Here is an 11,809-nt window from a genome sequence, read left to right as displayed (position 1 = left end):
GAGCTTCCGCACAAGCCCGCTGAGCCGGGCTATTCACACAGGTGCCATCCATGGATTTCAACCCGCTCGACCTTATCCTGCATCTCGACGTTTACCTCGACATGCTGGTAACCAACTACGGTCCGTGGATCTACGCCATTCTGTTCCTGGTGATTTTTTGCGAAACCGGCCTGGTGGTCATGCCCTTCCTGCCAGGCGACTCCTTGCTGTTTATCGCCGGTGCCGTCGCGGCCGGCGGCGGTATGGACCCAGTCCTGCTGGCCGGCCTGCTGATGCTGGCGGCCATCCTCGGCGACAGCACCAACTATGTGATCGGACGAACGGCGGGCGAGCGCTTGTTCAGCAACCCGAACTCCAAGATCTTCCGCCGCGACTACCTGCAAAAGACCCACGACTTCTACGACAAGCACGGCGGCAAGACCGTGACGCTGGCGCGCTTCCTGCCGATCCTGCGTACCTTCGCGCCGTTCGTCGCGGGCGTGGCCAAGATGCCGTATCCGCGCTTCTTCGGCTTCAGCGTACTGGGCACCATCCTGTGGGTCGGCGGCCTGGTGACCTTGGGTTACTTCTTCGGCAACGTGCCTTTTATCAAGAAGAACCTGTCGCTGCTGGTGGTGTTCATCATTCTGCTGTCCCTGGTGCCGATGATTATTGGCGTAGTGCGCAGCCGCTTTGGCCGCACGTCCTCCGAAGCCAACCCGCACTGATTGCCCGTGTGGTCCTTCAGCGCCTGGCGTCGCCGGCGCCTGCTGGCCAAGCACCCGATTGCCGATGACATCTGGCAACGGGTGCGCCACCACCTGACCTTCCTCGACGGCATCACGCCGGAGCAAGATCAGTGGCTACGCGAAGCCTGCGTGGTGTTCCTCAGCGAAAAACACCTCACCGCCCTGCCTGGCGTCGAACTGCACGAGGAACAACGCCTGCTGCTCGCCGCCCAGGCGCAACTGCCGCTGATGAACCTGGGCGACCTCGATTGGTACCAAGGCTTTCATGAGATCGTGCTGTACCCCGACGACTTCCTCAGCCCACAACGCCATCGCGATGCCAGCGGCGTCGAACACGAGTGGGACGGCGAACACAGCGGCGAAGCTTGGCAACAGGGCCCGGTGATCCTCGCCTGGCCCGGCGTGCTCGCCAGCGGCCAATGGGAAGGCTACAACCTGGTCATCCACGAACTAGCGCACAAGCTGGACATGCTCAACGGCGACGCCAACGGCCTGCCGCCGCTGCACCACGACATGCGCGTGCAGGATTGGGCCAGCGTCATGCAAGGCGCCTTCGATGACCTCAATCGCCAGTTGGACGCCAACCCGGACGCCGAGACCGAGATAGACCCTTACGCTGCGGAAAACCCGGCGGAGTTCTTTGCCGTCACCAGCGAGTATTTCTTCAGCGCCCCGGATTTACTGGTCAACAGTTATCCACAGGTGTACGCCCAACTCAGCCGCTTTTATCGCCAGGATCCCCTGGCCCGCCTGACTCAACTGCAAGCCAGCGACCTGCGCTACGCGCCACAGGGCGAATGACCGTACGACGCTTGGCGCATGGCATCGGCGTCAGAATATGCCTATAATCGCCGCCACTTTTAGGCCAATCCGGCCATGTCATATGGCCAACTAACGGGGGCAACGCCCAATGAGCTACAGCAAGATTCCGGCTGGCAAAGACCTGCCGAACGACATCTACGTCGCCATCGAAATTCCGGCCAACCACGCGCCGATCAAATACGAAATCGACAAAGACAGCGACTGCCTGTTCGTTGACCGTTTCATGGCCACCCCGATGTTCTACCCGGCCAACTACGGTTTTATCCCTAACACCCTGGCTGACGACGGTGACCCCCTCGACGTGCTGGTCGTGACCCCTTACCCGGTCACCCCAGGCTCGGTTATCCGCGCACGCCCAGTCGGCATCCTGAACATGACCGACGACGGCGGCGGCGATGCCAAAGTCATCGCAGTGCCACACGACAAGCTGTCCCAGCTGTACGTGGACGTGAAGGAATACACCGACCTGCCGCCACTGTTGCTGGAACAGATCAAGCACTTCTTCGAGAACTACAAAGACCTCGAAAAAGGCAAGTGGGTGAAGATCGACGGTTGGGGCAACGCAGACGCCGCCCGCGCCGAGATCATGAAGTCGGTTGCCGCCTACAAAGGCTGATACCCGCGCCTCATTGCCACGGCAATTAAAAAGCCCCGTTAATTCGGGGCTTTTTTATGGGCCGAATTAAACATCAAGTTCAATGTTTATTTGCAGCGTTTAACTAAGTTGCACACCTGAAAGATCCGGCCACAACTAAGCCAAATCCTACAACCGCAAATCAACGCATGGTTTATTTGATTAGACTTTCCGGCCAGTAAACTCTGCGTTTATGAATACATCAGGTGATCGTTTAAAAGCGCTATTACGGGAAGTTCATCTTTCCGCCTCCGACTTCGCCAAGAACCGCGGCGTCACGCCTCAGCACGTGAACAACTGGTTCAAACGCGGGGTCCCCATGGGCCGACTCAACGAGATCGCAGAGTTGCTGTGCGTCTCAAGTCGCTGGTTAAGCGACGGCAAAGGCCCCAAACACCCGCCCGCCAACTACCTGTTGGAAGGCCCCACCGCAAGGATTGCAACCGCCCGCGAAGACACAGGCAAATACCTCACAGGCCCCGCCTGCCGCCCGGAAAAAACCGACGTGGAGATCCCCCTCCACCCCACCTTCACCTCAACCGAACGCATCCGCGTCTCCCTGCACAGCCTGGAAACACTCAACGTAAACCCCGACCGTGCGATAGGCGCCTACATGGTCGACAACAGCATGATCGACATCATCCAACAAGGCGCCACCCTCGCCATCGACCGAGGCCGTACCCAAATCATCGACGGTGAAATCTACGCCGTCGAACACGACGGCATGCTGCGTATCAAATACCTCTACAACCGCCCTGGCGGCGGCCTGCGCCTGCGCAGCCACAACGCCAGCGAACACCCGGACGAATACCTCAACCACGAGGAACGCTTCGAGCAAAGCTTCAAGATCGTCGGCTGGGTATTCTGGTGGTCCACCCTCAACAACCGCCGCCCACCGGTGCCACTGGATGAACACCTGCTGGGCTGGGAAGGCTCTAAATCGGAACCGGAGGTGGGCAACTGAAGTGAATGTGGGTATCATGCGCCGCACATTTGGCAGGGGTCGCTTCTAGCTGACTCCCTGCTGGCGAAGCGGAGGAGTTCCCGCGGATGCCCTACTATTCAGCCCGACGCAATGTGGGCTGAGCGATTTGAAGGCTGGTGAGGCTTGTCAAAAACAAGCTGAGGCAGTCCCCGAGAAGCCGGCCACAAGCCGGCTTTTTAATTGTCCAAAATAATCCTATCCCATCCGAGAATCTTCCTGATAGCTTAGCTATTCCGGGGGTTTCAGGCATTCCCCTGTCCGATGGCGTTCAATGCCATTTGACCTCATCCGACGATGAAGTGGGGGGACAGGTGGGGGGACATAAGGGACGACAGGGGAAATCCAATGGGTAAGCTGAATCCGAAACAAGTAGAAAACCTGACTGAACCCGGCACCTATGAAGATGGCGATGGGCTTCGCTTGGTCGTCAAACCAACCGGGCGCAAATCCTGGCTACTTCGCTTCCAACTGGCAGGCCGTCGCAGAGAGATGGGCTTGGGCTCCTTCCCTGAGGTAAGCCTCAAGAAGGCCAGGCTTGAAGCCAGTGTCAAGCGCAGCCAATTGAGTGACGGTGTAGACCCCCTAGCCGCTCGCGACATCGAACGCGCGGCTCAACGCGAAGCACAGCGAGCCAGCGAAGCGAAACAGCTGAAGTTCGAGACACTCGCGAAAGAATACTGCGAGGCCCACGGAGGCACCTGGTCAGAGAAGTGGCGTAAAGGCTGGCTGCGGAAGCTGGAGCTGTATGCGTTTGCCCAGATTGGCAAACTGTCTGCCGAGGAAATCGGCACGCCCCAGGTGCTCAAGGTGCTGCAACCCATCTGGGCCACCAAGACCAGAACTGCCGACGAGGTACGAGGGCAAATTGAGCAGGTTCTGGACGCAGCCAAGGCACGCAATTTACGTGAGGGCGAAAACCCTGCTCGCTGGCGCGGACACTTGGACAACCTTCTGAGTCGTGCAGAAAAGAAGAAGGCTCGAAAACGCGAGCACTTTGAAGCGTTGCGGTGGCAGGACGTACCCGCCCTGATGGCCAAACTCAGCGCAAACGCCACACCCGCCTCCTTGGCCGCTCAACTGCTGATCATGACCAGCGCACGTGCCCACATGGTGAGGTTTGCTCGTTGGGATGAGTTTGATTTGGAAGCTGGCACTTGGTCTCTGCCAGATGAACGCATGAAAATGCGCGTGGCCTTTGTGGTCCCGCTTTCCGAGGAAGTCATAAAGCTGGTGCGAGGCATTCCGCGAGCTGAAGGAAGCTCCTATCTGTTCCCTGGCCAGGGGAAGTCAGGAGTGATGCACACAAATGCCATACGCACGCTTCTGCACAGCATGAAGTATGAACGTATCACTCGACACGGCTTTCGCTCTTCATTTCGTGACTGGGCGGGTGAATGCACGCACTACCCACGAGAGGTTTGTGAAATGGCACTCGCACATGACGAACGCGACCAAACTGAAGGGGCGTACTCTCGCTCCGATTTCCTCGACAAGCGACGAGCACTCATGACAGATTGGGCTAAATTCATATGCAAGCCGCTGCCTGAGAACACCAGAGCCACTAATCAAGCTTAAAAAAAGCAGCTCCTTCGAAGGAGCTTCCTCAACGACCAATTCAAGGACGATGAAACTTTGCAGATTCAACGCAATAAATTAAGAATTACTTCACAAAAAACTAACGACCCTGAAAAAATCAATCATATCACCATAGAGATCTCTCTAGATTTCGATAATTGGACTGCAACCCCGAAATCAAAACTAGAACTCATAATAGAGAAATCCCCTCCCAAAGAAAAACCCATCCTACCAAACATAGCGGACTACCCAGAATACAAACACCTCGCCACCTTTAACATAGAGAGTGCAGCAAATGAGGTGCTAGGCATAGTAATCAAACGATACATGATGCTTCGCAGAACGCTCTCAAACGAAAACAAAATAAAACTTGACCACATCTTTAAAGAGAACAAAGAGCCACACCCATACAACAATAAAGAACTAAAAAACAAATTAACAAAATTCTTAATAAAGGAAAAAAGCGCTGCCTTCCAGCATATAAAACACGCTTACTCAAGCATATTTATTGCGATTGCACACCACCAAACATTCAATTCAGATATAGGAATAGAATTATTAGTCGGCAGCTTACATTTACTCTATTTAGGGGATCAACGATTCTTTAACGAAAAAATAAAAACACGCTCAGAAGTTGCTGCAGAAGGAGGCCTTTCTCGTAACGAGCACTACTTACCAACCAAACAAAAATCTTGCGAATTACTTACAAAACTAGCTCCGCAAGATGGCTGGAATCAAGAGCTGGATGCATATAAAGCAATACTGCCAGAAATAAAAAAATATTTAGGGGAAAACAACATAAGGCGCCCTGCACTGATCAGCATCGAAAAGACATTGAGGCGCTGGATAAAAAATGACCCTATCGTTTCTGCTGCCGTTAGGATCGCCCAATTCCCAGCTCGTAATAGCTCGACTGATTGATACTAATACTCTCGCGGTCTTCCCACTGACCGCTCGCCCACCTTTGGCGAGTTCCCTTTACCAAATGTTCTATTGTTCCCAGGCATGCAAGCACTTACATATCGATCCGCCTTCGTAAGATAGATTGCTGCCATCTCTTTAAGACTTCTCAGCTTTTCCGCCTCACTGTAGTGAATCATCCCCACACCGCAGTGCCTGTACCTAGCTTTGTTTCCATTGCAGTTATAATAAACGCCCTTCCCCTGAGTGATCACATTATTCCAGTACTCACCTATCAGCTTCGCAATGACAATATCCTGCCGCACCTTCGCCCCATCTAAAAAGAACATCATGTGGTAATGATGGCCTTTCTCCCTACCGTACTCAAGCTTCCATACGTATCCCACCATCCCCAGATCAGGGCACTTGTTTTTCAGATAGTCGATAAGCTCTATTCGATGCTGAACAATTTGCTTCGTAACAATACCTAGAGCGTCCAACCTATCACTCGACCGGCTATAATCTTCAACTTCAAGCTTCCCCTTTCCGTATGAGAAATCAACTCTTAAAACCAACATTCTAGAATAACGCGCAAACAAAGAATCGATGTAACTCAAGAGACCTGAATAGTTCTTATTAGCTGCCCGCATATGCGCGGACATCTCCCGCTTGAATGCTCCACCAGAAACACACTCTCTCACCGCATTAACAAACCGATTTAGTCCATGAAAACATTCAGGCAACTCCGACTTCTCCAACCTGTATGGACTTGTAGGATTTATTTTCCTATAGCACTCATAAAAGACACCAACATAAGGATTCACCTTAAAGAGGACCATTCCTCTTTCAAGCTCAACATAGTTAATTGTAACCGCCATAACAATACATGTTTCTTCTTTACTTAACACCAGCTCACCTCGGTGCTTGAGCGACGACAAACTAAATATATCTCCTGTCGCCTTCTCCATCACACTTACAGCCCTCATGATCCTGCTAACAGAATCAAACAGCATACCGTCCCCACTAAAACACGAGTACCCCTCCTCCTTTATTGGATCATAAAACTCCTCAACAATCTTTTCCTTATAAGCATCAATAAATTCCAACTCATTAAAACTCATAACCACACCACATCCACAATCAATATAAAATTTAATCACATTTACGACCTATCATTCAGACAGGTCACTCAACGCCCTACACATCATCAAACAACTACAACCACTCAACACCCTCTAGTTATTATCTAATAACATATAAACCAATATCCACACACCCTCTTCAGACCAGAGATATCACAAATAAAACTCAACACACCGCCTAGATTGAGCCATAACAAACTCAACCATTTTCTTAAGTTAGTACGCGAAGAACTGACCTCTAGATGGGCTTATCCTGAACTTTTATTCCAAGCTCACTTTCCTCTCAAAGTATTATCAACCAGTGATTCAATCCACTTGTTAATGCTCGATTCCAACCAGCCTACCGCTGAACTACCAATTTTCATCGGTTTGGGGAACGAGTCGTCGTAGCGCGGTGACGCAGGGTTCATCCGGTCATAAATCGTTGAACGCGACAAACCCACACGATCGAGCACCTGCTTAAGGCGTAAAACTCTGGGATGGGTAGTGCTGATTTCTGCCATTTCGTAAGCTCCAGACTGCGTTGGTACGCGATGGGACTAATCTAAAGGGATTCCCTCGCCCGGAAAATTACCTGTGCTTTCGTAGAAGTTTTACAGAAACGCGTCAACACGCCAGGCGGGTGCCCACTGCTGTTTACCTCGCGCGCGCGCGCGTATGCAGGCACATGCATGCGTGCCCGCATTGACTCGTCCTAGAGTTAGTTCTCAGACAAGCGACTTAGTTCTCATGTCAATTACCAGTAGAAAATGTCTTTCCCTCATTTTGTCCAACCCGATCTGAGCCAGTCCTGAAAGATCCGAACAGATTCCAGAGCGTCACTCATAAGCATAATTCGAGCCATAAGCGAGATTGAAAATTCATCAAAATACTTAGTCAACGAAATTTCAGTCATACATCACAACCCTGTACCTCTGTGCATAAAGCATCCCTCCACACTCGAGAGCTCATCAAGCGGATTGCCTAGGCAATCCGCTTGATGAGCTCTATGCCCGTGTAATGACTTCATCGCGACTCTCTACAGGAACCCTGCACATGACCACTCAATGCCCACGCTGTCACTCCAGCGCTGTCATCACCAAGGATTTCGCCAGGAAAGTCGGCGCCCTTATCGGCACCGTCGGTGGCACCGCCCGAGGTGCCACAGCCGCTATGGGCGGTGCCGAGGTTGGCGCTGTCATCGGCGTCGTAGCCGGTCCCGCTGGTGTCATTGCTGGCAGTATGGCCGGGGCCATTCTCGGCGGATTAGCCGGAGCGGCGACCGGCTGCATCGCGGGCGCCAAACTCGGCGAAGTCATCGATGAGCGGGTTTTGGACAATTACGGTTGTCTCAACTGCGGACTGTCATTTAGCAGCCGTCATTCCGCTTGAACTGTTCATCTCCCGTTTCACGCAACAGCTGGTCCCCATCTGATCCCTCACCACCCCCTCTCCAATGCCATCCCGCACGCTGACTGATCCCTGCTGAACGCTCAGCGGCCTCATCGCGCGCCTATGAAATGGAATCACTCGCATGGCTCATCTCGTCGAACAAATGGCCTACGTTGGCGTTACCCCTTGGCATGGCCTGGGTAACCGCCTGACGCAAAAACAACCGCTGGAAGTCTGGCAGCGCGAAGCCGGCATGAACTGGCAAATCCAGGACAGTCCAGTTCATTTCAAATCAGACACAATCGGCACTCTGGGCTCGATCCACTCCTTTCCGGAACAAAGGGTGCTGTACCGCTCCGACACCAAAGCGCCGTTATCGGTGGTCTCTAATCGCTATCAAGTGGTGCAGCCGCGTGAAGTCCTGGAGTTCTACCGAGACCTCACCGAGGTCTCAGGGTATGAGCTGGAAACCGCCGGAGTACTTAAAGGTGGGCGCAAGTTCTGGGCGCTCGCCAGGACGGGCCAAGAGACTGCGCTGAAGGGGAATGATCAAGTGAGCGGCTATCTGCTATTGGCCACCTCCTGTGACGGCACACTAGCCACCACCGCGACCCCGACCACCGTGCGTGTGGTTTGCAACAACACCCTGTCCATCTCCCTGAACGGCGCTACCCGCGCAATCAAGGTTCCACACAACACGCGCTTTGATTCGCAGGCAGTAAAAAAACAACTAGGCATCGCCGTCTCGCAATGGGACGAATTTATGTATCGGATGCACGCACTCGCGGAACGTAAGGTTCAGTGGACTGAGGCCATGAGCTTCTTCATGGGCGTGCTGTGCGACACCAGCGCGCATGACCCCATTCCCAATGTACTGCCCAACAAACGAGCTATGGAGAAGGTACAAAACCTGTACGAAGGTAAAGGCCGAGGATCTGATATGGCGTCCGCTCGCGGAACAGCATGGGGCTTGCTGAACGCCGTGACTGAATACGTGGATCATGAAAGACGCGCGAGAAGCTCTGAGTATCGAATGGATTCGGCATGGTTTGGTCAAGGTGCAGTTATCAAACAGAAGGCACTCGATGCAGCCTTACAACTCGTTGCATGAACCATCGAGCCAAATCACTGCCGAGCGCTCTCACCTACTGGGGCGTTCGGAATCATTTAATCCCACACTTCTAGTAATTGTGCCACCCATCCTCCAGTGCTTTCACGCGTTCCGATAGGAATACCAGCATGAAATATCCCAAGCTCAAAGTCGGTGAAACGCCCGACACCTATGTCGTGGAATCGCCGGTCACCGAAGCCGACATCCTGCAGATGGCTCAACAACTCGCGATGTATCGTCTGTCTAAAGGACGGGCGTTGACCGAGCGTAGACTCGTCTTCAGCCATCTACAAACGCTGCTGCAATTCCATGATTACGAAGTCTTTGCTTTGTTACTGCTCGATATTGAGCACCGAGTTATTGGCTTCAGAGAACTATTCAGGGGGGCATTGGAAGTTGCCTGTGTGTCCCCTCGGGAGGTGATCAGGATCGCCCTTGAACATAACGCAGCAGCCGTAATCCTAGTGGAATACCATCCTTCTAACCATTACGAGCCCAGCCAAGTCGGCTGCGCACTGACCACAACCCTCAAGAATGCTCTAAACATGATTGGTACCCAAACATTGGATCATGTCGTCGTAGGCCATGAAGGCTGCGTATCGTTGGCTGAACGAGGTTGCCTATAACTCCTAGATCCACACCGCAAGATTGACTGCCCTTGCTGATGCTAGGGCGGACATCGCCAGGTAACTACTCCCCACACTTATTTTTTGTCATGATTCCGCGCTGTAATCAGCCACTGCGATAGCCAAACTAATTGAAACAAATGGGTCACCCATGACGCTCCTTGGTCATTTGGAGAGTATTGGGTATTCAGGCATGCTCAGGGGCCCGGGCATCCCGGGTTAGTGAGGCGTATACCGACAACCCATCGACGACTCCTAGAGAGGCTTCGCTCGGGGCTATATCGCAGTGCGGAAAGGCCTGCTTTACCGCTTCGATCACGTAGGGCGCACGGGACATGCCACCGGTTAGGAACAGCGTCGGATTATAGTTCTGGATCTCGCTAGCGACTTGCGCGAGAAGCGCTTGAAAGGTGCGCATGAAACTCTCGGCGGCCAATGCCAAGTGGCTATCGGTCGCTTGCACTACCAGGTTCTGCTCAATGTAATCCAGTGAACGTTCGCTCTGCGCAGTTTCGCTCAGTTCGATCTTTAGCTTCTCCACATCACGGTTTAGGCGCACGGGGATGCCCGGCTTCTGTAGCTGCGCCAGTCGGTATGCGTAGGGAAGTGGGGTATGGGGGAAGCTGAGACCGCGGAAGGTCTTTTGCCGATTGAGGTCACTCACCGACACGGCGTCCATAAACACCGGTGCTAACAACTCGGGGCATACCCCCTTGCCGAACAATGGCATTACGGAGCGGAGCGAGAGACCGAGATCAACATCGGTACCGCCCTTGGGTTCGCCCCATGTGTTCAGAATATTAGGTTGGGTGTCCCCGGTACCGACTTCAGCCAATGCGATGTCGGTGGTTCCACCCCCGATATCGACGATCAATGCATGGTGCGCAGTGACTGAACTGGTGTGGTACGCCACAGCAGCGGCAGAAGGCTCATGTAGAAAGTCGATTGCTTCGAAGCCGGCGGCAAGGGCTGCTTCGGTGAGGATGGCAATGGCTTGCGCCCCTCCGTCCGGCCCTATGGAGCTGCGAAATTTCACAGGTCTTCCCAGAGTTGCATACCTGACTACTTGTCCGAGCTGCAAGCACGCTTGTTCTCGGATGTGCTTGAGAATACGCGTCACAATACCGGTGATGTAGCCACGTTGGGCCTGCCCTAGGCGGAAGCCCAGCATCGATTTTGGAGACTGGACCAGGCGACCAGACTCGTAGATGAATAGGGCATCAATGGCTTCCTCACCAAAGATCGCGGCATCAAGGCGAATGTCGGCCTCTTTGGCTTTCACGATCTCATCGCTCAGCCAACGACGTTTAATTGCATTGATGGCGGACTCGCGAAGGTCCTGATCGCTGCTCAGGAAAGGCTTTGCGATCATGGTGCGGCGCTCAGCTTTTTCCTCCTTGGTCATCGGATTATTATTGCGAGCGGCGGCTCGAATTCGCGCCTCTATCGCTGCCACATCCTCGTTGTACTTAGTAACCCGCTTGGCGTAAGAGGACTTGGCAGCGCGAATTCCGTCACTGATCTCCTGCTCATGGGAGAAGGTAAGCTCAAACCCGGAAATGTCGACTGCACGGTCGGGGAAAAATACCGACGTCCGAAATTGCGGCTGGCCATTGAACAGGATGTGTTCGATACGGCCGTTGCAAAACGCTGCCGCGCTGGAGTAACTGGTGCCAAAATCAATGCCAATTTTCATCTGCGGTCCCTGCCGTGGAGGAGCAATACGAGAGGAATCTATAGGAGACTGAAGAGGTTGTCAGCGGAGTAGTGGCAGAATGAAGCCGTTTCCGCAAATACTTGATTTCGGTTGCAAAGTATTATGAATGACGCTGGATTGAAGGCCGGGTTATTAGAAGTTCGTCGGCGCGATGCGCTATGTGTGGCTAAAAATGGTGCCCAACTATCAGGGTGGACA

General features: G+C 53.3%; 12 protein-coding genes. 9 read left to right on the top strand and 3 right to left on the bottom strand.

The annotated features are described in order from the left end of the window. The first annotated feature begins 50 nt into the window (after positions 1 to 50). The 6 genes from BOP96_RS05890 to BOP96_RS05860 all read left to right on the top strand — a co-directional run bounded on the left by BOP96_RS05890 (position 51) and on the right by BOP96_RS05860 (position 5,665). Complete coding sequence (locus BOP96_RS05890) at positions 51 to 707, top strand: DedA family protein (RefSeq protein WP_003194521.1); 657 nt, start codon at positions 51 to 53, stop codon at positions 705 to 707. 6 nt (positions 708 to 713) lie between these two features. Then, positions 714 to 1,529, top strand: coding sequence for a zinc-dependent peptidase (locus BOP96_RS05885; protein ID WP_073452063.1), 816 nt, complete (start codon positions 714 to 716; stop codon positions 1,527 to 1,529). 109 nt (positions 1,530 to 1,638) lie between these two features. After that, positions 1,639 to 2,166 (top strand): inorganic diphosphatase, encoded by a 528-nt coding sequence (gene ppa / locus BOP96_RS05880; protein WP_003176323.1) that lies wholly within the window; start codon positions 1,639 to 1,641, stop codon positions 2,164 to 2,166. A gap of 211 nt (positions 2,167 to 2,377) precedes the next feature. Next, positions 2,378 to 3,148 (top strand): LexA family transcriptional regulator, encoded by a 771-nt coding sequence (locus tag BOP96_RS05875; RefSeq protein WP_014720107.1) that lies wholly within the window; start codon positions 2,378 to 2,380, stop codon positions 3,146 to 3,148. Between the two features lie 366 nt (positions 3,149 to 3,514). Next, positions 3,515 to 4,744 carry a tyrosine-type recombinase/integrase gene (locus BOP96_RS05865; RefSeq protein ID WP_073452196.1) on the top strand — a complete coding sequence of 410 codons (1,230 nt, stop codon included), beginning with the start codon at positions 3,515 to 3,517 and terminating at the stop codon, positions 4,742 to 4,744. Between the two features lie 57 nt (positions 4,745 to 4,801). Next, positions 4,802 to 5,665 carry a hypothetical protein gene (locus tag BOP96_RS05860; protein WP_073452061.1) on the top strand — a complete coding sequence of 288 codons (864 nt, stop codon included), beginning with the start codon at positions 4,802 to 4,804 and terminating at the stop codon, positions 5,663 to 5,665. A 2-nt stretch (positions 5,666 to 5,667) separates the two neighbouring features. Here BOP96_RS05860 and BOP96_RS05855 read toward each other — a convergent pair whose 3' ends face one another. Together BOP96_RS05855 and BOP96_RS05850 are read right to left on the bottom strand one after the other, a co-directional pair. Then, the gene (locus BOP96_RS05855) at positions 5,668 to 6,765 is read right to left on the bottom strand and encodes a YagK/YfjJ domain-containing protein (RefSeq protein ID WP_073452059.1); all 1,098 of its coding nucleotides are present in this window, start codon (positions 6,763 to 6,765) and stop codon (positions 5,668 to 5,670) included. Positions 6,766 to 7,058: 293 nt separating this feature from the next. Further along, on the bottom strand, positions 7,059 to 7,289 hold the full coding sequence (locus BOP96_RS05850; RefSeq protein WP_073452056.1) for a helix-turn-helix transcriptional regulator: 231 nt from the start codon (positions 7,287 to 7,289) through the stop codon (positions 7,059 to 7,061). 532 nt (positions 7,290 to 7,821) lie between these two features. Here BOP96_RS05850 and BOP96_RS05845 point away from each other — a divergent pair. The 3 genes from BOP96_RS05845 to BOP96_RS05835 all read left to right on the top strand — a co-directional run bounded on the left by BOP96_RS05845 (position 7,822) and on the right by BOP96_RS05835 (position 9,894). Beyond that, a complete protein-coding gene (locus tag BOP96_RS05845; RefSeq protein ID WP_073452054.1) occupies positions 7,822 to 8,157 on the top strand; it encodes a hypothetical protein in 336 nt (111 codons plus the stop codon). Positions 8,158 to 8,299: 142 nt separating this feature from the next. Continuing rightward, complete coding sequence (locus BOP96_RS05840) at positions 8,300 to 9,268, top strand: DUF932 domain-containing protein (RefSeq protein ID WP_073452052.1); 969 nt, start codon at positions 8,300 to 8,302, stop codon at positions 9,266 to 9,268. Positions 9,269 to 9,396: 128 nt separating this feature from the next. After that, positions 9,397 to 9,894 carry a JAB domain-containing protein gene (locus BOP96_RS05835; RefSeq protein ID WP_073452050.1) on the top strand — a complete coding sequence of 166 codons (498 nt, stop codon included), beginning with the start codon at positions 9,397 to 9,399 and terminating at the stop codon, positions 9,892 to 9,894. 187 nt (positions 9,895 to 10,081) lie between these two features. Here BOP96_RS05835 and BOP96_RS05830 read toward each other — a convergent pair whose 3' ends face one another. Continuing rightward, positions 10,082 to 11,590 (bottom strand): Hsp70 family protein, encoded by a 1,509-nt coding sequence (locus BOP96_RS05830; RefSeq protein WP_083609829.1) that lies wholly within the window; start codon positions 11,588 to 11,590, stop codon positions 10,082 to 10,084. Positions 11,591 to 11,809: the final 219 nt, after the last annotated feature.

The sequence above is a fragment of the Pseudomonas sp. FSL W5-0203 genome, from assembly GCF_001896155.1.
Taxonomy (GTDB): domain Bacteria; phylum Pseudomonadota; class Gammaproteobacteria; order Pseudomonadales; family Pseudomonadaceae; genus Aquipseudomonas; species Aquipseudomonas paracarnis.
Note: the sequence above shows the minus strand (reverse complement) of the source record. Positions and strands in the feature narration are given on the sequence as shown.

Coding starts and splice junctions, on each gene's coding strand:
- BOP96_RS05890 (WP_003194521.1), top strand. CDS start 51: ATGGATTTCAACCCGCTCGACCTTATCCTGCATCTCGACGTTTACCTC.
- ppa (WP_003176323.1), top strand. CDS start 1,639: ATGAGCTACAGCAAGATTCCGGCTGGCAAAGACCTGCCGAACGACATC.
- BOP96_RS05875 (WP_014720107.1), top strand. CDS start 2,378: ATGAATACATCAGGTGATCGTTTAAAAGCGCTATTACGGGAAGTTCAT.
- BOP96_RS05865 (WP_073452196.1), top strand. CDS start 3,515: ATGGGTAAGCTGAATCCGAAACAAGTAGAAAACCTGACTGAACCCGGC.
- BOP96_RS05855 (WP_073452059.1), bottom strand. CDS start 6,765: ATGAGTTTTAATGAGTTGGAATTTATTGATGCTTATAAGGAAAAGATT.
- BOP96_RS05850 (WP_073452056.1), bottom strand. CDS start 7,289: ATGGCAGAAATCAGCACTACCCATCCCAGAGTTTTACGCCTTAAGCAG.
- BOP96_RS05845 (WP_073452054.1), top strand. CDS start 7,822: ATGACCACTCAATGCCCACGCTGTCACTCCAGCGCTGTCATCACCAAG.
- BOP96_RS05840 (WP_073452052.1), top strand. CDS start 8,300: ATGGCTCATCTCGTCGAACAAATGGCCTACGTTGGCGTTACCCCTTGG.
- BOP96_RS05835 (WP_073452050.1), top strand. CDS start 9,397: ATGAAATATCCCAAGCTCAAAGTCGGTGAAACGCCCGACACCTATGTC.
- BOP96_RS05830 (WP_083609829.1), bottom strand. CDS start 11,590: ATGAAAATTGGCATTGATTTTGGCACCAGTTACTCCAGCGCGGCAGCG.